Source organism: Flavobacterium movens (assembly GCF_039581425.1).
Classification (GTDB): Bacteria; Bacteroidota; Bacteroidia; order Flavobacteriales; family Flavobacteriaceae; genus Flavobacterium; species Flavobacterium luteolum.
In genome coordinates this window covers 380,384-405,440 of record NZ_JBCPXY010000001.1, presented here as the reverse complement: position 1 = coordinate 405,440, position 25,057 = coordinate 380,384, and the positions used below count along the sequence as shown (strand labels likewise).

Below are 25,057 nucleotides of genomic sequence, written 5' to 3'. Positions count from 1 at the left end.
ATTATTTTATAACCGTTATTGATCCTTTTTTTTCACCTGCATCGCCTTGAATGACATAGTAATAAACGGGATTTACATTTTTAAAATCTATATTGTTTTGAGGCCAATCGCCTTGGTAATTCACTACATCCAGAACTTTATCGCCGTTTGAACTAATGATAATTACTTTTGTATTTGCATTTTTATATTCGTCTGGAATATTCCAATACGGATTCATTCCGCTTAGTTTAATAATGTTCGGAATAACACTAGCAGGGCCAGATTCTCCATTTATTCTAAATGGAAATTCTCTGGTAGCAATACAGCCAGAAGACTGAGAAACCTTTGCTATGTAATTACCTTTAACAGCTACTACATAAGAGTTTGATGTTTCGCCAGAAATTAAGTTTCCATTCAGATACCACTCATAAGTTGGTCCAACAGCATCTGTTGTTATCGTCACAGTTATAGTTTCACCTTCACTAAGTTTGTATCCATCTTGCGCATCGATGCTAGCTTCAAAACCATTGCTTTGAAGATTTATAGAGCCTGTTGCTTTACACCCTCCAAAATCTACATCTACAGAATAAACTCCAGATTCGTTTGTAGAATATGTACGATTTGTCGCTCCAGGAATTATATTACCGTCTTTCTTCCATTGATAGCTATTTCCAGAAGTAGCTGTTAAAACTGTTCCTGTTCCACTAGCGCAAAATGGGTTTCCAAGACTAGAATTAATCGTTACGGCGTTACCAGAAGATGAGCTTCCAACATTAATATGATTCGAGCTAAAATTGACATCAGTACAAGAACCATAATCAATTGTTGCATAATAATCACCAGGGCTAGTTACTGTTAACGTTTTAGCACTTTGTCCTGCTATAACAGCATTATCTTTAAACCAAATGTATTTTAGATTTGGAAAGTTTAAAGGAGAAGATGTACCTGCATCTATAGAAAGAGTAAGACTTCCACCTGAACAAATTGTCGCACTGGTTTCTTTGTTGTTTATTGAAAATGATGACTCAAAATCTTTATAATAGGCTGGAAAAGATGTTGCCCCTTGAGAATTTTTAAATCTAGGGCTGGCATAAGTTTGAGAACTCTTAATTCTTAAGCCATAATTATCAGAACCGACAAGATTTACCGGAACCGCAAATTTTATAGTTTTTTGCGTTTCCGATAAATCTATCGTCTGTAATAAAGTTGTTGCAATTGGATTATTTGCTGAATCTACGATCTCCACAGAAAATGTAGTTCCCGCAGGAAAATTAACATAACTAAAAGTAGCAAAAAACTCATTGAAAGAACTACCAGCACAAAGTTTCTCTAAACCATCTAACTGTTGAGGAACTATCGTTTGGGCATAGGCATTCGATCTAGCAAAAAGTAAAATGCTAAATAATATTATAACTTTAAAAAAAGATAAAGTAATTTTTTGAATCATATAGTGCGTGTTCTTGCTAGATCTATACGCTCAAAAAACAGGATATCTATGAATGTTTCAGAGAAATCATACTTGTAGTTTTCAATTACTTCTTTTGCAAGAATTGAAGTTGCCGCAAGTGTTGAATTCTCTTCACAATCATTAGATAAAGTATTTGACTCAGCCGCTATAGTAAGGCCATCCTTGGGGGTGGACATCCCTACTATAGACTGATTTAAATTACTTGATTTGCCGTTTTCAACAACAGCATTGTTACTGTTTTGGTTATTGCTAGACAAAATTAACCCACACTCAGAAACAGCAGCCTTAGTAGGGTTTTCTGCTGTATTCTGTGCATATAGAGTTAACGATATAGGCGAAACCAAAAATATTATATATAAAAAATATTTTTTCGTAGATACCATTATGTCTTGATCTTTATTTTGGCCCGTAAGACGATACATAAATTGTGTCTGGGGACTTAATTAATAAAATTTACGCGTGGGAAATAAAAATCGAAACTATTTATCTGTTACCGCTAGAAGCTGTGATTTTTCCTAATTGTAATCTAAAATCTGGTTTTTTAGGATTGAAGATGTCAATGAATGTTTCTTTGTTGTCACTTTTTGAGTAAACATTAAAGAAAACACTGTTTCCATACCAGCTTTCTAAATCTTCATTGTTAGAATTGTACTCTGTAAAGATGTTTCCATTACATAAATTGAAGTACATTTCCTCAAATTTGATTTTTTTAAGGTTGGCATCATTGATTTCTGTTTTGCTGTCTAATAATACTGCAGGGCTGAATCCAGAGATTACACTTCTTTTCATTTCAAGAGAAGCATTTTCAGCTACATAAATAGCCTCTTTTACTAAACCTGCTTGAATGTCAGCATTAATGTTTTCACTGTCATTAACCATTGTAATATTACTAGCAACAACTAAAGTTTGTTTTTTAGTGAAGTCTGTTTCACTTTTCTTTTCATAAGATTTAACCTCCATACAACGAGATCCGTCTTTAGTACTTGAGAAGTAAGAAGATCTAACTGCTAAAGAGTTGAAGAAACGACATTGAACTCCTTGAGAGAATTTAAAGTCATCGTTAACTGATTTATAAGAAACGAATTTTGTAGCATTTAAGTCACCACCTAAGATTCCGAAAGAATCTCCACCAGCGTAACTAACCATGATGTTTTCTAAAATTGTTTTGTTACCAACAGCTGCTAAAGTTAAAGCGTTGAAAGTATCAGCTCCTTTTACTTTTTTACCAGCAAACTCGATTCTTACGAATCTTAAAATTCCTGAGTTTGAAGCTACATTGTCTCCACCGTAAGTAGTCATTGTTGGATCAAGATCTAGGTTATAAGAACCTACATTTCCAAATTTATTAATTGGAGCATCACCAAGAATTACGATACCACCCCAGTCTCCAGCTTTTTTCATGCTGCGGTTTGAAGTAAATACGATTGGATCTGTTTCTAAACCATCAGCTACTAATTGTGCACCTTTTGTGATCACCAATGTTCCTTTTGTTTCGAAATCACCAATAATTACAGTTCCTGGTTCGATAGTTAAAACAGCATTGTTTGTAACATAAACGTTTCCTTGCAAAACGTAGATATTTCTTTTCAGCAATTTGGTATTAACAGAAATATTTCCTGCCAAAATTTGGTTTGCTTCTCCATAATCAACTTTGTTAGGCTTAAACTCAGTCCAGTTGTTTAACCAATTGGTGTAGCCCATAATTCCTTTCTCTTGTTGAGCATTCATACTCGCAACTGTCAAAAGAACGCAGATCAATTGAGTAATTTTTTTCATGATAAGGGGGTATTACGGTTAATAATAAATTTGGGTATGCGTAAATGCAAAAACTCTTCTCGAGTTTTCTGAAATTTTTCAGGCCCCTCGAGAATGAGTTGTTTTTTTTATTTTGTTTTTTAAGAATGCCTAGCTGGTATTCACTAGACTTTCTCAAAAAAGATTTTAAAAAATGCTTTATTACATTTCGTTCAAATCGTTGAACTCGTGTAATGATTTCAATGTACTTTCGTAGAATAAGATTGCAGCGATTAGATTTCCTTTATCAGAGTAAGGCATCATTTTTCTTTGAAAATCTACCGTAGTATCCAAGAAAGTTGTTGTACCAACTGCCTGAGCATCTAATACTTTTTTGTGTTCGTTATCGTCTGGAATACCTAAGTCTGCCATAGTAACACCTGGTTTAGTAACCAAAGCAATGTAAGGGAGAGTTTTAACTAATACTTTAATACGCTCGATGTATAATTCCAAAAGTTCTCCTTTTTGCATACCACTTAATTCTTTTTGATCATGGTATTTTCTGATAAGAGCAGTTGTACTGATAATACTTCTCGGTGCGTTTTTAGCTTGTGCTGAAACAGCCGCAGTAGTTAAGATAAAAAAAGCACTAAATAGAATAATTTTCCCTTTCATAGATTCTTATTTTATAATTGGTTGTTGATAAAAACAAAAATATAGAAATTAACTTAAATTACAACTGTAATGGATTTTTTTTTCAAAAAATTTCCTTAAAAAAACCTTAAAAACCAGCGTTATGTCGAGAAAATGTGCGTTTTAACGGGCATTTTGTTAAAAATGTTAATTTAAAATCCGTAAGATATTCGCTATAAAAAAAGAAAAATCCTTCTAATTAATAACCAAAAAAACCTTACGTTTATCGTTTTTTGAAAAAAAATATTAACAAAAACATCTTGATATTTACTCACTTGAAGATATTTATTAACAAAATTCTGTCGAAAATGATTCGAAAAAATTCAAAAAAACATTCGAAGACTTCCAAACTAAATTTGAAAATGGCAACGACGAAATAATCTTATCCCGATAATTTTTGACTAGACATTTTCTTCTATCTTTGCCCAATGCAATTTTCTCAAATTTTAGGTCAAGATTACATCAAAAGCCACTTGATAAAAAGTGCTGCTTCTGGTAGAATTCCTCATGCTCAATTATTCGTTGGTCCAGAAGGAAGTGGCACATTAATAACAGCCATTGCCTATGCCCAATACATTTTATGCAATAATACCGGTGATGAAAATTCAAATGGAAATGATTCTTGTAATCTAAAATTTGATAACATCTCTCATCCCGATCTGCATTTTATCTACCCAACCGTTACAACCGAAGACGTAAAAACAAAACCGAAAAGTTTAGACTTTATTCAGGATTGGCGCAGTTTTATTCAAGAAATGCCTTACGGAGGTTTGTTCGATTGGTATAAAATTCTTGGCGTTCAAAACAAGCAGGGAGAAATTCGTGTAGAAGATGCACAGGAAGTTTTAAAATCGCTTTCGCTAAAATCTTATGAAGGCGGTTACAAAATCATGATTATCTGGATGGCCGATAAAATGAATATCGCCGCATCCAATAAACTGCTAAAACTTCTCGAAGAGCCTTCAGACAAAACCATGTTTATTCTGATTTCTGAAAACGAAGAAGATATAATCCAAACCATACGTTCAAGATGCCAGGTTATTCACTTTAACGGACTTCCTGAAAAAGTAATAGCTGAAGCTTTGGTTGCCCAAGAAAATATAGACCAAAACTTAGCTAAAAAAATTGCACATCAAGCGCAAGGAAATTTTAATAAAGCATTGCATTTGTTAAAAGAAGACGATGATGATCTTCCGTTTGAGCAATGGTTTGTCAATTGGGTTCGAGCTGCTTTTAGGGCAAAAGGAAATGCTGCTGCCATTCAGGATTTAATTTCATGGAGCGAGCAGATTGCCGCGCTTGGACGTGAGAGCCAGAAAAAATTTATTCAATACTGCATTGAAATGTTTAGACAAGCTCTTATGCTAAATTATCAAGCACAAAGTCTAGTGTATATTGAACCGAAAGTGGATAAATTTAAATTGGAGAATTTTGCTCCTTTCGTAAACGGAAACAACATCCACGAAATATTCAAAGAACTTTCAGATGCGATGTATCACATTGAAAGAAACGGAAATGCAAAAATAATCCTTACCGATTTATCGATCAAATTGACTCGTTTAATTCATAAAAAATAATTCATAATGAACAATATTGCCTCAATTTTACTTCTAGCTTTTCTAGCTTTAACTTTTCTACAATCGGGTTACGAGAAAATTTTTTACTGGAAAGATAATGTTGCATGGCTTAAAGAACACTTTGCCAAAACACCTTTAAAAAATCAAGTTCCTCTGGCTCTATTGCATTTATTGATTTTAGAATTGATTTCAGGAATTTTATGCGTTGTGGGCGGAATTCAATTATTTACAAACAATGGCAGAGAATTTGGCTTTTATGGAGCTATATTTTCTTGCATCTGTTTGCTAATGATGCTTTTCGGACAAAGACTTGCAAAAGATTACGATGGTGCGAGAACCATTGTTATATATTTTATACCAGCTGTAATGGCTGTTTATTGGTTGAACTAAAATATGCCACTCCCGATAGCTATCGGGATTTCATAGATTTATTTAATCATTTTAATCTGTGAAATCTGTGGCAAAAAAAGCCCTTTTTGGGGCGTTAAAACAAATTTTATTTAAAAAAATGAATCCAAAACATCCTTCAGAATCCCTAACTATTTTAACTGATTTGGTTTTACCGAGCGAAACAAATCCTTTAAACAATCTTTTCGGCGGTGAGCTATTAGCCAGAATGGACCGAGCGGCAAGTATTGCGGCCCGCAGACATTCGCGTCGAATTGTAGTAACGGCCTCTGTAAATCACGTTGCTTTTAACAGAGCTATTTCGCTTGGAAGCGTTGTAACTGTAGAAGCAAAAGTTTCCAGATCTTTTAAAAGTTCAATGGAAGTTTTTATAGACGTATGGGTAGAAGACCGCGAATCTGGAAACAGAACAAAAGCCAACGAGGCAATTTATACTTTCGTAGCAGTAGACGATACCGGAAGACCTGTTGAAGTTCCTGCAATTATACCAGAAACTGAATTAGAAATTCAGCGCTTTGAGGCTGCACTACGTCGTAAACAATTAAGTTTATTGTTAGCTGGTAAAATAAAACCAACAGATGCAACAGAATTAAAGGCTTTGTTTTTGTAGAACGATTTTGTGACAATTTGGAACAATCAAACTTCAAAAAAAGAAGTAATTTTACAAATTATAAAACTGACTAATAAGATTATTAAGGAATTTTCTTATTTTTATCCAGAAAGACAAAATAATAATTTAAGATATTTAGAAAAAAATGAGTTCAGAGAAAGAAGCCAAATTAAAAGCACTACAATTAACGCTTGACAAACTTGACAAAACCTACGGAAAAGGAACCGTAATGAAAATGGGCGATAAAGCCATTGTAGAAGTAGAAACGATTTCTTCTGGCTCACTAGGTGTTGACTTAGCTCTTGGAGTAAACGGATATCCAAAAGGAAGAATTATCGAAATATATGGTCCAGAATCTTCTGGAAAAACCACTTTGACGCTTCATGCAATTGCAGAAGCTCAAAAAGCAGGCGGTATTGCTGCTTTTATCGATGCGGAACATGCTTTTGACAGAAACTATGCAGAGAAATTAAATGTTGATATTGAGAACTTAATTATTTCTCAGCCAGACAACGGAGAGCAGGCTTTAGAAATTGCTGAAAATCTTATTCGTTCTGGCGCTATAGACATCGTTGTAATTGACTCGGTTGCAGCTTTAACTCCAAAAAGTGAGATTGAAGGTGAGATGGGAGATTCTAAAATGGGTCTTCACGCACGTTTGATGTCTCAAGCCTTGAGAAAACTTACTGGAACTATCAGTAAAACAAACTGTACAGTTTTCTTCATCAACCAGCTTCGTGAAAAAATTGGTGTTATGTTCGGAAATCCTGAAACGACAACCGGAGGTAATGCACTTAAATTTTACGCTTCTGTACGTTTAGATATTCGTCGTTCTGCTCAGATCAAAGACGGTGAAAATGTAATTGGTAACAGAACTAAAGTTAAAATTGTTAAAAACAAAGTGGCACCACCTTTTAAAACTGCCGAATTTGACATTATGTACGGAGAAGGTGTTTCTAAAACTGGTGAAATCTTAGATCTAGCTGTAGAATTTGATATCGTTAAAAAAGCAGGTTCTTGGTTCAGTTATGGTGACACCAAATTAGGACAAGGACGTGACGCCGTTAAAGCTTTAATTAAAGATAACCCAGAACTAGCTGACGAACTGGAAGTTAAAATTAAAGATCATATGAAAGAATTGGCAAACGCCTAAAAATAAGTCAATAAAGACGCTTTAAAAGCCGAATGATTCTAAAAAAATCATTCGGCTTTTTTATTTTGACATAAAAAATGAAATTTTCACGCAACCTTTTTACCAACCTTCCATCTGTATAAAAAAGCAGTTTATAATTGGTACTGCCATATATCAATTTCGGTTTTTTTTAGAATTTACATTGGTTGGTTATTTGAGTAAAAAATCCGTTGGTTGTTCAAACTGACGGGTTTTTGTCAAATTTTCTTCAATTCCAGCGCAACCTTTTTAATTTTTCGATATCTATAATAATGTGACATTAACTTGAGTTATTAACTAAACTCTTTATTATCAACCATTAATATTTTTAACCATGAAAGAAAAAATAGAATTGTTGTACAATAAAAACCGAAGAAAAACCAAATTGAAATTTAAAAAAGTATTGCGTTTTATTTCAGAAAAGATAATTCACAGATAATAAGCTTTTGAATAAAAATAGGGGTTTTTAATTCAAAGAAAAGCCGGTAAACTTTTAAGTCTACCGGCTTTTGTACTTTACATAATGTTTTTATGGTTATTCCTTTTGATAATCAATTAAACCATTATAAATCATACTTCTAACTTGATCTCTTAATTCTTTTCTGTTATCGCTTGTCAATCCTTTTGTTTCTATGAAAGGTAAAATTCTAGCGCGCATCTTTCCTGGACTTCCACTCAAAAAAGTATATGAAAAACGCTCTTTGTTATCTGGATAAACAATCGGCACAATCGGAATCTGATGATCGATTGCCAATCTGAATGCACCGTCTTTAAACTCATCCAGCAAAATACTTTCGTCATCTGGAACTCCGCCCTCTGGGAAAATGCAAATACTTAAACCTTGATTCAATCTGTTTTGAGCTCTTTTAAAAACCTCATTTTTACTTTTAGACGAACTTCTATCAACCAAAATACAAGTACGTTTATAGAAAAATCCAAAAAGCGGAATCTTTACAAGCTCTTTCTTCCCAACAAAAACAAATGGATTTTTAATTAAAGCCAACGTAAGCATAATATCCGTCATAGAAGTATGATTGGCCACTATCATGTAACTTTTCCCTTTAACGAGCTTCTGCTCGCGTTTTACGGTATAAAAGAAACCCATTCCGAAAAGGATAAATTTAGCCCAAATGCGGGCCATTTTAAAGAAATATGGATATCCTTTCTCAGAAAGTATAGAAATAACCAGAAAAGGCAACATAATCAGTATTGGAATGGCCATCAAAACGTAAAACCAAATTCTCCAAAGAATCCAAAAAGCAATTTTAAATATTTTCATAGATTCAAAAATAAGAAAACAGAAATGATTTTATAAATATTAACTTAATTCTATTGTTTTGTAACGCAGAGATCACAGAGTTTTTCACTGAGTACACGAAGTTTTTGAGAGAAATGCATTTAATTGAGTTCTCAGAGTTTTGCTATTCTTTTGCAAAAGAAACAGAAACTTACAATAAAATTATTTATTTTTATACGAAATTATGTATTAAAATTAAATAAAAATGAATGAAAATGAAATTTCGACTATTGTTATTGGTCTAGCAATCGAAATACACAGAAAACTTGGACCAGGTTTGTTAGAAAATGTTTATCAAGAATGTCTTTTTTATAAAATTAAACAACGTGGACTACTTGTCGAAAAAGAAAAGCCAATGCCATTAATCTTCGAGGAGATAAAACTAGATTGCGGATATCGAATCGATTTATTGGTTGAAAATAAGTTTGTTATTGAAATTAAAGCTGTTGAAGCTTTAACGGTAAACCATTTGGCACAAACATTAACTTATCTCAAACTAGCTAAATGCAAACTCGGCTTGCTAATTAATTTTAACGAGTCTCTTTTGAAAAACGGTATTAGAAGAGTGATAAATGATATCTAAAGAAACAGAAAAAAACCGTGGTCTTCAAAAAACTCAAAAAATCTTCCCAAACTCTGCGAAAAACTCTGTGAACTCTGCGCTAAAAAAACGAACTTTGCAGATCAAGTATAAGAAAAAACGAGAATGGCAAAAATACTTACGGGTGTTCAAAGTACAGGAACACCGCATTTAGGAAATTTATTAGGAGCAATTATTCCGGCAATCGAATTATCAAATGATCCATCAAATGAATCTTATTTGTTTATTGCCGATTTGCATTCAATCACTCAAATTAAAGACGGAAAGACTTTAAGAGAAAACACGTACAGTACTGCTGCGGCTTGGCTTGCGTGCGGATTAAATCCTGAAAAAGTTACATTTTACAGACAATCGGACGTAGTGCAAACTACAGAATTGACTTGGTATTTGAGCTGTTTTTTTCCATTTCAAAGATTGACTTTAGCACATTCTTTCAAAGATAAAGCCGATCGTTTGGATGATGTTAATGCCGGACTTTTTACATACCCGATGTTAATGGCTGCTGATATTTTATTGTATGATGCTGAATTTGTTCCAGTTGGAAAAGATCAATTACAGCATTTAGAAATTACTCGTGATGTTGCGGCTCGTTTTAACCACCAAATGGGTGAAACTTTTGTTCTTCCTGAAGCAAAAATTCAAGAGAATATTATGCTGATTCCAGGAACAAACGGAGGAAAAATGAGTAAATCTGCAAACAATATCATCAATATATTCTTGGACGATAAGACTCTGCGTAAACAAGTTATGAGCATTGAAACAGATTCAACTCCACTTGAAGCTCCAAAGAATCCTGATACTTGTAATGCTTTTGCAATTTATTCTCTATTAGGAACAGAAGAACAAATCGCACAAATGAGAGCAAATTATTTAGGCGGAAATTATGGTTACGGTCACGCTAAACAAGCTTTGTTCGAATTGATTACTGAAAAATTCAAAACAGAAAGAGAAAAATATAATTACTACATCAACAATCTAGAAGAAGTTGACGCTTTATTGAAAAAAGGTGCTGCAAAAGCTTCGGTTATTGCTGATGGTGTTTTGGCAAAAGTTAGAGAGGTTCTAGGATTTCAAAAATAAATTTAAAAAACAATATTCTATAAAACGCTGAACATTACTAAAATTGCTCAGCGTTTTTCTTTTATCATATATTTTTGTAACTTCAAGTATATTAATCTTTTAAAAACAAAAAGAATGGATAAGTATATTGAAGATTACAATGTTCCCTCTTATGTATTTCAAATCTTAAATATAATTTTCGGCTTACTGCTGATTTATATTTTATATCGATTGTACAAACATTTTACAAGAAAATAATATATAGGATTTTCTGCGTTAAATTGACTCAAAAAGTTTTCCAGGAAGTGGTCTAATAACACCTTTTAATTCCATACCAATCAGAATTCCAGACAGTTTAAAAATTGGTATTTCACATTCAATTGCAATGATGTCGAGTAACTCTTTCCCGTTTTTTATAAGAAAATCGTAAACCTTCTGTTCTTCGGATTCTAATTCTACAAAAAGCTGTTTCTGAATATTTTTTGGTTTTTCTTTAATATCCCAATTTAACATATAGATTATATCAGCGGCATCTGTCAACACATTTGCTTTCTGGGTTTTAATCAAGTTATTGCAGCCTTGACTGTATTTATCTGTGACTCTTCCAGGAACAGCAAAAACGTCTCGATTGTACTCGTTGGCCATATTTGCTGTAATTAGAGATCCACCTCTATCGGCAGATTCAATTACAATTGTTGCTTCCGTCATTCCAGCAACAATACGGTTTCGACGCACAAATTTCTCTTTATCTGGATTCGAATCGCTCCAAAACTCAGTAATAAATCCACCGTTCTCTTCCATTCTGGCCATATACTTTTTGTGCGTTCTCGGATAAATCTGATTTAAACCATGAGCCAGCACACCAACAGTTTGTAAATTTAAATCCATTGCCACCTGATGTGCTACGATATCAACTCCATAAGCAAATCCACTTACAATCACTGGATCTAATGGAGCCAAATCTTCAATTAATTTTCTACAAAAATCAGTTCCATAAGAAGTAATCTGACGTGTGCCAACGATACTGATTATTTTTTTGTTTTTGAAATCTAGATTTCCCGCAGTAAATATCAGAATTGGCGCATCAATGCAATGCTTGAGACGCTCTGGATAATTTTCATCCTGAAAAAATGAAACCTTAATATTGTTGCTTTTTATAAAAGTCAGTTCTTTATCTGCTTTTTCAAAAACACTTTTATCTTTTAGATTTTTTAATAAAACAGATCCAATTCCATCAACTGCAGCCAAATGTTGACTTTTTGCTTTAAAAATAGCTTCGACATCACCAAAGGAATTAAGCAATTTTTTGCCCATTATATCTCCTACTCCATCAACCTTTAATAAGGCAAGTAAATTAAACAATTCTTGATCTGTCATCTTGTTATAACATTATGTAAAATAGAAAAATAAAACCTACTTTCTTTAAAGCGCAAATATCAATAAAACAAAGTAATTTCTTAATAAATTTAAAAAATAATTTTAGCACGGCTTATTACGTAAGCAAAACAAATAAGTTAATCTATTGAAAACGAATTGTCTAAAAATAATTCCGAATTGTTAATAAAAATTGTGAATAAAATTTTGATAACTATACGCGTTGTCTAACTTTGTTAATATGAAAATCGAAGTATATATCTCACAGTTATTGTATCGTTATCAGTGTGTAACGATTCCAGGATTTGGTGCATTTTTAACCGAAACTCACTCAGCGCAGCTGAATGAAAGCACTAATTCGTTTTTTCCTCCAAAAAAAACCATTTCTTTCAACAGTCGTATCAAAAATAACGATGGATTGTTGGCAAATCATATTGCACAAGCAGAAAAAACATCTTATGGTTTTGCTGTTAGCGCAATTGCTTTTGAGGTTTTAAACTGGAAAAAAACATTGGAAGAAGAAGGCGTGATTCTTTTAAAGAACATTGGAGAGCTGCGTTTAAATTCTGAAAGCAATATTGTTTTTAAACCAAACGATCAAACCAATTTTCTATCTACTTCTTTCGGATTAAGTCCTTTTGTTTCACCAATGGTGAAAAAAGAAGCTTTCGAGAAAAAAATCGAAAAAATCGCAGCAAAAGAAAAAGATGCTGTTTTATTATACGAAAATGAAGAAGAAACCAAATCTTCAAATCCATTCTTGCGATATGCTGCAATTCTTGTTTTAGGACTTGGAATTACAGGAAGCATTGGTTACCCATTGTATCAAAATCAAATTGATAACCAAACACTTGTTGTAGAACAAGCAGTTCAGAAAAAAGTACAGAACAAAATTCAAGAAGCAACTTTCTTTATTAAAAGTCCACTTCCTGCTGTAACACTTTCTGTTGATTCTGCTAAAGTTGAAACTGTCGAAACAACAATGCCATATCACATTATGGCTGGTGCTTTTAGAAGCGAGCAGAATGCAAGAAAAGCATATAATCAACTAATTAAAGATGGTTTCAAAGCGAGGATGTTGAAAGAAAACAAACACGGATTATTTCCTGTTTTATACGGAAGCTACGCAACTATGAAAGAAGCAGAACAAGCTCAAAAAGAAATACAAAAAGGCGAAAATCCACAAGCTTGGATTCTGGTCGAAAATCTATAAATAAAAAAAAACCCGTTCTTCTAAAACGGGTTTTTTTTTGACTTAAACTTAATATTCCGCAATGTTTATCGTGAAACAATTTTGGCATCTTGCGACAAAATTTCTTTTCCTGATTGATATACAATTAACGCCGAAGGCGCCGAATCTTTTTCGCCTAAAACAATAAAATGACACTCATATCTGAAGTTTCCTTTTTTGAATTCGTAATGATGATTTCCGCCTGTACCATCTGCAACAAAAATTCCATTTTCGATTACTAAATCAGGTTTGTCGGTCATTTTGTTTTTAATTCCCCAAGAAACATAACGATAATTATTATTTCCCAAATCGTCAATTCTTATTCTAAATTTTGAGGTTTCAAGAACGGCAATCGGTTCTTTAAAATTTGAAATCGAAGAGTTTACATTTTTCTTCTGTGCTGCAATCAGCGAATTTTTCATTTTCAGTTCTTCGTCAGTTTGATGATTGATACTGATGATTCTTCCATCGGTATCGATCCACAAATCACCTTGATTGAGCATAATGCCACGCCAACCCACTTCTGACCAATCCTTTGAAGGATCCGATTTTGTTATTTTTTCAATCAAAACTTTATCAAAAATTTGATTATATCTTTTTATAAAATCTGCTTTATCTTTTACTGACGGAATTGGATATTCTCTCTTGAAGGGAAATTTTATTCGTTTTGCAATTGCTTCTTTATCGCTGTTTTTCACCTCCAGAATAAACTTCGAAATGAACTTTTGATATTCTGGTTTCAAATCCTGAGCAATCAAAAACGAAGAATTAAACACCAAAATTGTTAGCAATATTTTAAATGTTTTCATATGAAAAATAATTTAATGCGTTAGAAATTAGATTTTTGAAAAACAGAAAACAGTGTTTCACGTAGGACGCTTCAGAAATTAATTTATGCTCGCTTTAAACATTTTCAATTCATCCCAAGTAAATTCATCTCCATATTTTTCTTTCAAAGGACTCAAAGATTCTTCTTGATAAAACTGGAATGCCTCACGCAAGGCCAAAATTTTATCATACGGAAGAACATCAGTAATTTCAATTTTCTTCGCTTGAATAAGTCGTATCAAATGCCCCTCAATAGTTTGAACATTCAACTTACGCATTCTCGCAATATCTTCAATAGAATTTTTATCCATCCACAAATCGTACGTTTCTTCGACTGTCGTTTTTTTAGCCGTTTTAAGCTCGTTTTTCTCTGTCTTAGCTGATTTGTATCGGACAACAGGTTCTTCGGCCCTAAAAATGTCTGTATTTATCGTTTTTAGCTCTTCTCTTATCCTTTCCGCTTTGTTCGTTTTGTAATTTTTAATATTTGGCGACGAAAGCTTTTCTTTACTGATTTCTTCACCGGCAACAACAACTTCAATCAATAACTTGGCTTTCATCAATCGCAAAACGGCTTTGGTTTGAAGATCTTCTAAAAAATTAAGCTCTTCATAAAACTCTTTAACTTTTTTAAATTTTTGAATTTCAGCCATTTTGTAAATCAGATCATCGACCAACTTATCCATTTGTTTGAAGAAATAATCATAGGCCGCATCTACCCTTTCTTTTACAAAAAACAAATCGACCGTTTCTTTGATGAAAATTTTATTGAGTTGCGAAATGAATTTCTGCGAAGGATCTAAAAGCTGCTCCATAATTTCCATTCGTTTATGCGCCCAAACGGCATGTTTCGCTTTCTCCGAACCTGTTGCATTTTCGTTATAACTGAAACGATGATTTCGCCATTCTTGCGCCAATTCTCCCCAATTAAAACTGTTTATCAAATAGTTATGAATGAAATTTTTGGTTTCGAAGTGAAGCGCTTTCTCCAAAGTCTCTTCTGTCGCTCTATTCAAAGCGTAATCCATCACATCTTGATCGTTCGAAATACCATTCATCTGCATTGGAGAAAGCAAAATAAGCCCTTCTAACGAACGCAAACGCGAAAGTGCTACATAGGCTTGTCCAGGCAGAAAAACTTGCGATACATCAAGCGCTGCTTTGTCAAAGGTTAAACCTTGGCTTTTGTGCACCGTGATGGCCCAAGCCAACTTGATCGGGTAATGCGCAAAAGTTCCCAAAACCTCTTCTTCGATATCTTTTGTTTGTTCGTTGACTTTGTAGCGGATATTTTTCCATTCGTACTTTTCTACTTCAAGCGTCATGTTCTCTTCTGGAAAATGAACAAAGATTTCTTCATCTGAAAGCGATTTGATTACACCCATTTTTCCGTTGAAATATCTTTTCTCAAAAGACAAATCATTTTTGACGAACATGATCTGTGCGCCGACTTTTAATTTCAGTTCTTCCTCAACAGGAAATATCTTTTCTGGAAAGTCTCCCACCACAAATGGCGTATAAACGTATTCTTTACCATCTAAATCATTGATTGACTGTGAGTTGATAGAATCTGCTTTAGCATTATGCGTTGTAAGTGTTATATAGCCTTTGTTCTCTTTAAAGTCAAAATCTGGCTTAACATATTGATTTAGAATAGCTATGTCTTGTGGCGTGATCTGATTGTTTCGCAAATTATTCAAAACTGAAATAAAAGCATCATCGGTCTGGCGATAGATTTTTGACAATTCAATATAAATTGGCGGATACGTTTGGAGAACATGAGAATGAAAAAAGAATTTTCCACGGTAATAATTTTTCAGCGTTCGCCATTCTTCATCACGAATCACTGGTGGCAATTGCAGCAAGTCTCCAATAAACAAAACCTGGACTCCACCAAAAGGCTGTGTATTTCTTCGAACCGTCTGCATCATGAAATCGACAGCGTCCAACAAATCGGCGCGCATCATACTTACTTCATCAATAACCAGAAGCTCCATGTTTTTAATTACGTTTCGCTTCACGTTATTCATTTTGAAATGACGACGCAACGATTCTTTATTTTCAAACTTTACCGTTTCTGTAAATTGCGCACTCGCTTCGTACGACGGAATAAAAGCAGAAAACGGAAGCTGAAACATGGAATGAATGGTTACACCTCCAGCATTCAAAGCAGCGATTCCCGTTGGTGCAACTACCACGGTATTTTTATGCGTTGTTGCGATGATTTCACGCAAAAGCGTAGTTTTTCCGGTACCTGCTTTTCCGGTAAGAAAAATAGATTTTTGAGTCTGATTGATAAATTGCAAAGTATAAGCTGCCGCTTCTGAAACGTTCTGCATTGGGCTTGTATTAAGAAATAAAATTACCGCATTTTTATAAAAAGAAAAAACCTAAATCTTAGTGGATTTAGGTTTTCAGTAATTTAGTTAGTTTGGTAGTTTTTATTTTTTTGCTTCGCCTTCTTTTGTCTCAGCTGCTGGTTTTGCATCTGTCTTTGGCTCTGCTTTGTATTTATCATTTAAAGCTTTGATAATTTCTTTTGTAATATCGTATTTCTCTTCAGCATACAAAATTGTTGCAGCATCTCCTGTTCCGTAGATGTAAGAGTAACCGTTTTTCTTTCCGTAATCTTTAATGAATTTTTTAACTCCACTAACAAGAGAATCCATCTCAACACCACTTTCTTGTTGTAATTGTTGAGCCAATGCTTGTTGTGCATAACCTAATTGCTGCTCTCTTTTTTGCAATTCAGCACCTCTTTGCTGTGCCCAAGCTTGACCGTTTGCTTGTGCCTGACTTTGAAAACTAGCAGCGTCTTGTTTAAAACGTGAAATCTCAGCTTGTAATTGTCTACCTTTTTCTTCCGCTTGAGCTTTGTACTTTGCCTCTAAATCTTTTGCCTCAGTGTATTCTTTCATCAAAACCGAAGTATCCACGTAAGCTGTTTTTACTTCCTTTACCTCTGCTGTTTTGTTACAAGAAACTGCGAAAACTGAAAGTGCGATAATAACTAATGCTTTTTTCATTTTTTATAATTCTATTTTTTTAAGTATTGAAGACAAAAATATAAAAAAATCAATAGCATCAACATAAAGTTTAAAAAATGCGTAAAATTTATGATATTGTTTTTATTTATCGAAAAAAATATAGCCATAAGCCAATGTTATCACCATATTTTAGGTATTTTTTGTCTTGTTTTGGATTAGCTAAAAAAAGCCATCTTGTCTTTTAGAGGCAAAACGACTTTAAATGATTTTTGATTTTTATTTGTTTATTAAAACGTAAATATGCGATGAATATTCCTTTGAGCTTTTTGCTTTCCAATTTGATTTTAAACCAATGAAAAAAGCTTTGATGTAATTCATTTTTCCATTTTTATATTTTTCGGATAAAAGGCTTACGTAAAAAGAATCAAACTTCATTGGAAGTATCTTTTCTAATTTCATATCCACTCTTTCAAAAAGCAATTGAATTGATTTTTTTGAAAAATGCCAAAAGTGAATCGGCACATCATACGCAGCCCAAAAAGTTTCATAATGACCCGCATCGAACGATTTATAGTTTGGAACCGCAATAATTAATGTTCCAGTTGGTTTTAACAAACGCTTTAATTCTTGAATCTGAAGTTCTAAATTTGGAACGTGTTCCAAAACATGCCACATTGTAATTACATCCAAAGAATTACTTTCTAAAGTGCTAGTTTCTTCTACAAATGAAATTCCTTTTTCTTTAGCAATATTTTTTGCTCGATCGCTTGGTTCTACTCCAATGGTTTCCCAACCGTCATTTTTTGCAGTTAAAAGAAAATCTCCTGTTCCAGCTCCAATATCTAAAAGTTTTCCTTTTTTCGATTGCTGGCTATTGATCAGATTCAATTTATTCTTAAGCGCAATATTTTTTACGAAATGATATGCTTTTTCAAATAACGAACGTTTGTTGTCTGTATGTGAAATATAATCTTCGCTTTCATAATACTTGCCCAAATTTTGAAGTTCAGGTTGTGGAGAAGTAATTAGCATATCTAATTCTTCATCGTAATACAAATCAAAAATTTCTTTTGAAACAGAATGGTCTTTTACCGTAAGAAAATGTTTTTTATTTAAAACGTTCATTTTTTAAATTTAATAGATATTTGGGTTTAATTTATAGCAAATCCTAAAAACGAAATTTTATCGCTTTTAGGATTTTTTGTTTTATTTTATTCTTCTAAATTCTTTTTTGATTCTTTCAAAATTGATAATTCAACATAATTGCAAATTTAATTTATTCATCTCTTTGCAAAAGAATATCCTTTTCAAATCTGATTTTCTTTCCATCTGAAACGGCTAATAGTTCAAATTATTTCAAAAAATCAATCTTGTTTCAGCAAAAGGTTTCACGTGGAACAGCAAAAATTTAAGATTCCTAACTTTAGATTTTAGATTTATACTATATCCTAAAAATAAAAAATAGTTTCACGTGGAACATTTAAAAGTTCTTAGTCCCAGTTTATAGTCTCAGTAAAAACTGAAAGCTAAAAACTGAAAGCTAAAAACTGAGACCGAAAACTTTTTTACCTTCCCATATAAATCAAAAGAACAGAAATATCACTTGGCGATACTCCGCTAATTCTTGAAGCTTGAGAAATAGTTACAGGACGAATCTTGCTTAATTTCTGTTTTGCTTCAATCGACATGGACTTGATTTTGTTATAATCGAAATTATCTGGAATTTTTACTTCTTCCAAACGATTTAATTTATCTGCATTATTTCTTTCTTTTTCGATATAGCCAGAATATTTAACTTGAATTACCGCCTGCTCAACAATTTCTTCATCCAAATCATTTTCTTTGATATATGCTTCAACCTTTTCAAATTTCAACATATCCTCCAATTCAATTTGTGGACGAGAAAAAATCTTAAACATTTTATCTCCTTGAGAAATCGGTGCTGATTCTTTTGCTTCCAAAATAGGATTTGTTTCTGCAATCGTAACACTAGTTTCTTTGAAGAATTGAACCATCTTTTCAGATTCGTTTAATTTCTTTTCCATTCTTCGTAAACGATCTTCAGAAGCTAAACCAATTTCATATGACATTGGAGTCAATCTGAAATCGGCATTATCTTGACGCAACAAAGTTCTATACTCTGCTCTTGATGTAAACATACGATATGGCTCTTCCGTTCCTTTCGTAATCAAGTCATCAATTAGAACTCCGATATACGCTTCATCACGTTTTAAAATCAACGGATCTTTTTCATGTACTTTCAAGTGTGCATTTATTCCAGCCATCAAACCTTGAGAAGCTGCTTCTTCATATCCCGTAGTTCCGTTAATCTGACCTGCAAAATATAATCCTTCAACTAACTTTGTTTCCAAAGTATGTTTCAATTGTGTTGGCGGAAAGAAATCATATTCGATTGCATAACCAGGTCTAAAGAATTTTACATTTTCAAAACCTGCAACAGAACGAAGCGCTTTGAACTGGATATCTTCTGGAAGTGAAGTTGAAAATCCGTTTACATAAACTTCGCAAGTATTCCATCCTTCTGGCTCAACAAATAATTGGTGGCGTTCTTTATCTGCAAAACGATTAATCTTATCTTCAATCGATGGACAGTATCTTGGTCCCAAACTTTTGATTCTTCCGTTGAACATTGGAGAACGATCAAAACCTTCTCTCAAAATATCATGAACATTCAATGAAGTGTACGTCATGTAACAAGAACGCTGATGCGTTAATGGAGCGGTCACATCTGAATAAGAAAACTTGGCTGGCTTTGCATCTCCTTTTTCTTCATTCATTTTAGAATAATCCAAAGAACGTCCATCTACTCGAGGTGGCGTTCCTGTTTTCATTCTTCCAGCTTCAAAACCTGCTTTGATCAAATCTTCAGTAATTCCGGTTGCAGCACTTTCTCCTGCTCTACCTCCTCCGAATTGTTTTTCTCCGATATGAATTAAACCATTCAAAAAAGTACCATTTGTCAAAACCACAGATTTAGAACGAATCTCCACACCAAGCGAAGTTCTAATTCCTTTTATCTTTCCATCTTCGATTATCAACCCTTTTACCATCTCTTGATAAAAATCAAGATTTGGAGTCGCCTCCAACATCATTCTCCATTCTTCTGCAAAACGCATTCTATCACTTTGCACTCTCGGCGACCACATTGCAGGTCCTTTTGATTTGTTCAACATCTTAAACTGAATTGCAGTCTTATCAGAAACAATTCCTGAATAACCACCAAGCGCATCAATTTCACGAACGATCTGTCCTTTTGCAATTCCACCCATCGCAGGATTACAAGACATCTGTGCTATGTTCTGCAAACTCATTGTAACCAATAAAGTTTTCGATCCCAAATTTGCAGCCGCAGCCGCAGCTTCAGAACCAGCATGGCCTGCACCAACCACAATAACATCGTATTCTTCTAAAAACATTTTGTTTTATTATTCTCCAAAAACCTCAAATGCGGTTTCTAGAATTACATTTATTTTTTTCTTGTTCCACGTGGAACTTTTTATTTTGTTTCAAGTTTCAATTTTCAAGTTAAAACTGGAACTTCCAAATTCTGGAATCTAAAAAAACGTTTCACGTGGAACATCTTTTTATTTCATTCAAACTAGAACTTCCAAACTAGAACTTCCAAACTAGAACTTCCAAACTAGAACTTCCAAACTAGAACTTCCAAACAGAACTTCCAAATCAGAACTTCCAGACAGAACTTCCAAACAGAACTTTTAAACAGAACTTTCAAAGTAAATGTTTCACGTGAAACATTCTAAATTTCCATTCTAAACTTCTCACGTTTCATGTGAAACTTTCAAAATATTAATCTCAAAAATTTCAATTTCAAGAATCGTTCCACGTGAAACATCACCTTTTACTCTTTTAAATTCAAACCTAAAAATCATTCCACGTGGAACGATTTAATCGAATTTTCTATATAACGTTCCACGTGGAACGTTATTATTTTCCACTTATAATTACTAAATATGTTTCACGTGGAACGTTGCAAAAATCAAAATTTAAAAACGTTTCACGTGAAACATATCTATAATAAAAAAGAAATTTAATTACTGTTCCACGTGAAACATCTTCATCTTTTCTTCTTCTTTTGCTCTCATTAATTGAGCATCTTCATCTGTCTTGTCCTTGTATCCGCAGTAATGAAGTATACCGTGAGATAGTACTCTTTTAAGTTCTTCAGCAAATGAAACGTTGAAGTCTTTTGCATTGTCTGCAACACGTTCTACAGAAACAAAAATATCTCCATTCAACTCGTTACCAACAGTATAATCAAAACTAATAATATCGGTTAGGGTGTCGTGATCTAAATATTCTACATTGATTTTATGAAGATACTCATCATCACAAAATATATAATTGATTTCTCCTTCGTTCTTATTTTCAGAAACAATTACAGCACTAAGCCAGTCACTAAAAGCCTGCTCGTCTCCTAAAGTAAAATCTGTTTCGTAATTAAAATTTATCATTTTGTATTAAAGTATTCTTGAACTTTTTGATTAAAATTCGAGCGCAAAGGTAGTGATTGTCTGTTTAATATCTCTACACTGTTTAAATATTCCAATAGTGAACTTGGCAAAGCATTAGAACGATTAGTAAATTCAGCCTTATTAGTTTCAGATTGCCTTTGCGTATCTTGACCTTGTTGTTGAACTGCGTTATTCAATTTCCATAATTCTTGCTGAATATTTAATATACGTTGCAAGTTCTCATTCTTAAAACCCTTATTCAAAATCTGCTTTTCAGATTGTTTCATTTGGTCTATTACAGATTTACCTTGAGAGTCTAAACCTTTCTTTGCTAATTCTTTTTGCAATGCTTCTCTAAGTTTGACTTGCTCTTTGTAAATCTCCATGATAGCTTCAGCATCACCTTCTCCATCTTCTCCTTCATTACCGTTCTTCTCTCCCTTTCCATTCTTTCCATCTTTACCCGAAGAACCTTTATCTCCACTTTTGTTACCTTGCCCTTCTTTACCCTGACCATCTTTTCCTTGCCCATTTTGTCCTTGCCCAGATTTTCCATCTTTTCCTTCTCCAGGTTTATCTCCTGATTGCTGTCCAGGTTTCATACCTTCTTTCATCTTATCAGCAAGTCCTTTTTGTTTCTGAATAATATCTGGCAATTGCATTCCTTGTCCGTCACCTGGTTTAGGTTTCCCTGCTCCCTGTTTAGACATAGACATCTGCATATTATTCAATAAATCACTTAAGAAATCGGCTAGCTTATTAGCAGATGAAACTGCATATTGCTGATGTGAAACTCCTCTTGGAATCTGTACATCAGTTAAAGTTTCAATTGCCTTGTCCATGTTGTATTGAACGTTTCCAATTTCTTTAGTTACGTCTTCAGCTACTTTTGGATTACGTAATGAAAGTGCAAACAAACTATCATCAACATGTCTAAACTGCTGTTTCAAATTCTGCTGAATCTTAATGTTTTTTGTAAATGTAGAGGAACCCAATTTCATTGCTTTGAACTGTTTCATCACATCTTCTTGCGATAAAGAATAAGCTAAAAGATTATCTAGAATCTGACGAAGCATTGCTACATCTTCTTCCAATTGTTCTTGTTCACCACCTTCCATTTCGCTCTGCATTTCTTGAGCCATAGACTTCATTTTCTTTGCAGCACTTTTCTGTTTTGGTTTAGCTCCAGAAGTATTCTTTTTACTCAATTCTTCAGAAGCTTTATTAAGATCATTATCTACATCCTTCTCTTTAGAAGCATCTGATGGTATATCCAAAGGTTTCTTCAAAGTCTTATTTTCCTCTTTCAAATCTTTTAAATCTTCCTGAATCTTATCAAAAGATTTATTGATTTCATCCTGCTTCTCTTTAGTGTTTTCTTTTTCTTTATTAGATAACTGTTCCTGTTGTTCTGACAGTTTATTTAGTTTCTCAGCAACTTGCTCTGCTTTCTTTGAAACATAAAAACGTTTGGTTAACTCGACTAATTGTTCTAGATTACGAGATTGGTTTTTACTGATTTGCTTGAATTTTTCCATCTTATCAAACAGCTCTTCACTGTTTAATTTGTCATTTAAGTTCTTCAGTTCGTCTAATAATTTCTGATTCTTTTCTAAATCTTTCTGTGCATTATCTAAACGCTTTTGTAAATCTTCAGCAGTTTTATCTTTCTTATCATCCTTAAATTTATCTAAGTTCTGATTCATCTTTTCAGAAAATTGCTTCATCATTTCGTCTTGCTGTTTCTGACGTTTGATAAAATCATTGATCTTCTGCTGATCTTTAAACTCTAAATTATCTTTTTCTTTTCCTGTATTCTGAAGCTTATCCATTTCTGAAATCTGCTTCGTTTGGTTCTTTAAAGATTTAGATAAACTATTGATATTTTGATTTTGCTGTTGTAATTCCTGATCCTGAATTTCATCTGTTGTAGCTACACGATCTGAAAACGTAGAAGACTTTGTACTCTTAAATCCGTGTGGTGCATCGTTATCAAAAACTTCAAAATAGTACTCGTATGAAACTCCTTCTTCTACTGGAAGGTTACTTGGAAAATTAAAAACAAACTGATCAAATACTCCAGTCTTAACAGGAATGTTTCCACGCTTAGCAGATTGAGGTTTATTACGTTCGTAGTATACAATTTGTAATTTCGAAAGTCCGTAATCATCACCTAATCTTCCTAGAATATAGTTCTTATCCAGCTTCAAACTGTCTGGCGCAGGGCCAACATTGATAATTGGAAACTGATCTTTGATAACAGAGAGCTGATAATCTAGTTTTTCGTAGTTTTTGACCTTATCATTAGACGTAAGAATTTGATATTCTGTATTTTGACTAATATTTTTACTCAATTTAAAGTCATTTTCAACCTTATTGAACTTAAATACTTCATTATCTCTTTTCCATTCAACTTCTTGTGTAGATTTGGTATTCATTTTCCAAGTTACGGTCGTTCCTTCAGGTACAATTGCATTTCCAGTTCCTTGAATTGTCTCTGATTTTTTCTTTAGATAAGAAGGAAAATTTAAAACCATTTCGAAGTTTGCAATAGATGGAACTGTGATAACTTTTAATTCGTATTCTTCTGAAACTACCGAATTTCCTTCAAAAGAAAATTGAATATTTTCAGAAGGCTTTTCAATTTTAAATTCAAACTTTCCAGGTTGAGAAGATTCCATAAAATAGCTTTCATTTCCAATATGAATCATAACATTCTCTGGAACTACATTTCCAACAGATTCCATTTTGATAACGAAATCTTTGTTTTGTTCAGCTTGTAAATTCGAATTCAAAACCACAAACTTAAATGGAGCTGGTGGTAAAAATGCAGAATTAAAATGCACTACTCTATTCAAACTTTGAGAAATTACATTACTATTTCCAGAAATATAAAAAACAGCAAAAAGCAAAATTGGAACTAAAGCTAATGGCAGATATTTTTTGTTAGCTTTAAAATTAATTGCATTTCCAAATGGAATTGGTTGCAGTGAATTCGCTTTCTGTTCTATCGAAGCCAAAACCAATTCTGAACTTTCTGAATTATTTTCAGAAGACAATTGTAAAAAATTAGTCAGCTTATCACTTACTTCTGTAAAATGATTTCCAATAATTTTTGAAGCCTCAGTATAATCTATTCCCTTTTGAAGTTTAAATAACTTGAACAATGGAAAAAGGATTAAACGGACTAAAAGGAAAACTTCAACTCCAACAAATAACCAAAATAGAAAAGTTCTTCCTAATGGTTTCAACCAAAGAAAATACTCTACAAAAAGCGTAAACAAAAAATATAATAAACCAAAACCGGTGAAAAGTAATATTCCTTTTATCAGTTCATTGGTATAATATTTCTTAATGAAAGCCTCTAACTTTTGATATATTGCAGATGATGTTTTCAAAATAAATCTGTTTTAATTATAACCCATAAAAGTAATAATTATTAATTAGATAATGATCAATTAGAAAATTAGTCAATTAAGCTTAACATGACGAATTATCAAATTTTCTCATTACCTAATTTTCTAATTCAGAGTCGTATCTTTGCAAC

The 25,057-nt window shown here is 33.1% G+C and carries 20 protein-coding genes; 7 read left to right on the top strand and 13 right to left on the bottom strand.

Annotation, left to right across the window (positions count from 1 at the left end; all coding sequences use genetic code 11):
* Position 1: 1 nt before the first annotated feature.
* The 4 genes from sprC to AAYQ05_RS01785 form a co-directional block, all read right to left on the bottom strand.
* Entirely contained in the window at positions 2-1,426 is a 1,425-nt protein-coding gene (gene sprC, locus AAYQ05_RS01800) for a gliding motility protein SprC (protein ID WP_343540757.1), read from the bottom strand.
* On the bottom strand, positions 1,423-1,830 hold the full coding sequence (locus AAYQ05_RS01795; RefSeq protein ID WP_343540755.1) for a hypothetical protein: 408 nt from the start codon (positions 1,828-1,830) through the stop codon (positions 1,423-1,425). The genes sprC and AAYQ05_RS01795 overlap by 4 nt, the downstream gene beginning before the upstream one ends.
* A gap of 100 nt (positions 1,831-1,930) precedes the next feature.
* Positions 1,931-3,223 carry a beta-helix domain-containing protein gene (locus tag AAYQ05_RS01790; RefSeq protein ID WP_343540753.1) on the bottom strand — a complete coding sequence of 431 codons (1,293 nt, stop codon included), beginning with the start codon at positions 3,221-3,223 and terminating at the stop codon, positions 1,931-1,933.
* 180 nt (positions 3,224-3,403) lie between these two features.
* On the bottom strand, positions 3,404-3,856 hold the full coding sequence (locus tag AAYQ05_RS01785; protein WP_198855090.1) for a hypothetical protein: 453 nt from the start codon (positions 3,854-3,856) through the stop codon (positions 3,404-3,406).
* Positions 3,857-4,302: 446 nt separating this feature from the next.
* Here AAYQ05_RS01785 and AAYQ05_RS01780 point away from each other — a divergent pair, with 446 nt between their 5' ends.
* The 4 genes from AAYQ05_RS01780 to recA all read left to right on the top strand — a co-directional run bounded on the left by AAYQ05_RS01780 (position 4,303) and on the right by recA (position 7,622).
* Complete coding sequence (locus AAYQ05_RS01780; protein ID WP_343540751.1) at positions 4,303-5,451, top strand: DNA polymerase III subunit; 1,149 nt, start codon at positions 4,303-4,305, stop codon at positions 5,449-5,451.
* A 6-nt stretch (positions 5,452-5,457) separates the two neighbouring features.
* Positions 5,458-5,841 (top strand): DoxX family protein, encoded by a 384-nt coding sequence (locus tag AAYQ05_RS01775; RefSeq protein WP_343540749.1) that lies wholly within the window; start codon positions 5,458-5,460, stop codon positions 5,839-5,841.
* Positions 5,842-5,959: 118 nt separating this feature from the next.
* Positions 5,960-6,469 (top strand): acyl-CoA thioesterase, encoded by a 510-nt coding sequence (locus AAYQ05_RS01770; RefSeq protein WP_343540747.1) that lies wholly within the window; start codon positions 5,960-5,962, stop codon positions 6,467-6,469.
* 145 nt (positions 6,470-6,614) lie between these two features.
* The gene (gene recA / locus AAYQ05_RS01765; protein ID WP_281634344.1) at positions 6,615-7,622 is read left to right on the top strand and encodes a recombinase RecA; all 1,008 of its coding nucleotides are present in this window, start codon (positions 6,615-6,617) and stop codon (positions 7,620-7,622) included.
* A gap of 553 nt (positions 7,623-8,175) precedes the next feature.
* On the opposite strand, the gene AAYQ05_RS01760 is transcribed toward recA, so the two are convergent.
* Positions 8,176-8,919: a lysophospholipid acyltransferase family protein gene (locus AAYQ05_RS01760; protein WP_343540746.1), complete on the bottom strand. Its 744-nt coding sequence runs from the start codon at positions 8,917-8,919 to the stop codon at positions 8,176-8,178.
* A 223-nt stretch (positions 8,920-9,142) separates the two neighbouring features.
* Here AAYQ05_RS01760 and AAYQ05_RS01755 point away from each other — a divergent pair, with 223 nt between their 5' ends.
* Positions 9,143-9,520, top strand: a complete 378-nt coding sequence (locus AAYQ05_RS01755; protein WP_343540745.1) for a GxxExxY protein — start codon at positions 9,143-9,145, stop codon at positions 9,518-9,520.
* Positions 9,521-9,643: 123 nt separating this feature from the next.
* Positions 9,644-10,618 (top strand): tryptophan--tRNA ligase, encoded by a 975-nt coding sequence (gene trpS, locus AAYQ05_RS01750; protein ID WP_343540744.1) that lies wholly within the window; start codon positions 9,644-9,646, stop codon positions 10,616-10,618.
* 255 nt (positions 10,619-10,873) lie between these two features.
* Here the strand turns inward: trpS and dprA are convergent, their stop codons facing one another.
* Positions 10,874-11,974, bottom strand: a complete 1,101-nt coding sequence (dprA, locus tag AAYQ05_RS01745) for a DNA-processing protein DprA (RefSeq protein ID WP_343540742.1) — start codon at positions 11,972-11,974, stop codon at positions 10,874-10,876.
* 238 nt (positions 11,975-12,212) lie between these two features.
* On the opposite strand from dprA, the gene AAYQ05_RS01740 reads away from it, so the two are divergent.
* Positions 12,213-13,184, top strand: coding sequence for an HU domain-containing protein (locus tag AAYQ05_RS01740; protein ID WP_343540741.1), 972 nt, complete (start codon positions 12,213-12,215; stop codon positions 13,182-13,184).
* 65 nt (positions 13,185-13,249) lie between these two features.
* On the opposite strand, the gene AAYQ05_RS01735 is transcribed toward AAYQ05_RS01740, so the two are convergent.
* From AAYQ05_RS01735 to AAYQ05_RS01705, 7 genes are all read right to left on the bottom strand, one after another.
* Positions 13,250-14,011, bottom strand: coding sequence for a hypothetical protein (locus tag AAYQ05_RS01735; protein WP_343540739.1), 762 nt, complete (start codon positions 14,009-14,011; stop codon positions 13,250-13,252).
* A gap of 78 nt (positions 14,012-14,089) precedes the next feature.
* Positions 14,090-16,369 carry a helix-turn-helix domain-containing protein gene (locus AAYQ05_RS01730; protein WP_343540738.1) on the bottom strand — a complete coding sequence of 760 codons (2,280 nt, stop codon included), beginning with the start codon at positions 16,367-16,369 and terminating at the stop codon, positions 14,090-14,092.
* A gap of 102 nt (positions 16,370-16,471) precedes the next feature.
* Entirely contained in the window at positions 16,472-17,056 is a 585-nt protein-coding gene (locus tag AAYQ05_RS01725) for an OmpH/Skp family outer membrane protein (protein WP_343540736.1), read from the bottom strand.
* Positions 17,057-17,293: 237 nt separating this feature from the next.
* On the bottom strand, positions 17,294-18,142 hold the full coding sequence (locus AAYQ05_RS01720; RefSeq protein WP_343540735.1) for a class I SAM-dependent methyltransferase: 849 nt from the start codon (positions 18,140-18,142) through the stop codon (positions 17,294-17,296).
* Between the two features lie 440 nt (positions 18,143-18,582).
* The gene (gene mnmG, locus AAYQ05_RS01715) at positions 18,583-20,454 is read right to left on the bottom strand and encodes a tRNA uridine-5-carboxymethylaminomethyl(34) synthesis enzyme MnmG (protein WP_343540733.1); all 1,872 of its coding nucleotides are present in this window, start codon (positions 20,452-20,454) and stop codon (positions 18,583-18,585) included.
* Between the two features lie 636 nt (positions 20,455-21,090).
* Entirely contained in the window at positions 21,091-21,510 is a 420-nt protein-coding gene (gene ybeY, locus AAYQ05_RS01710; RefSeq protein ID WP_091490075.1) for an rRNA maturation RNase YbeY, read from the bottom strand.
* Positions 21,507-24,908 carry a coiled-coil domain-containing protein gene (locus tag AAYQ05_RS01705; protein WP_343540730.1) on the bottom strand — a complete coding sequence of 1,134 codons (3,402 nt, stop codon included), beginning with the start codon at positions 24,906-24,908 and terminating at the stop codon, positions 21,507-21,509. The genes ybeY and AAYQ05_RS01705 overlap by 4 nt, the downstream gene beginning before the upstream one ends.
* Between the last annotated feature and the right edge of the window lie 149 nt (positions 24,909-25,057).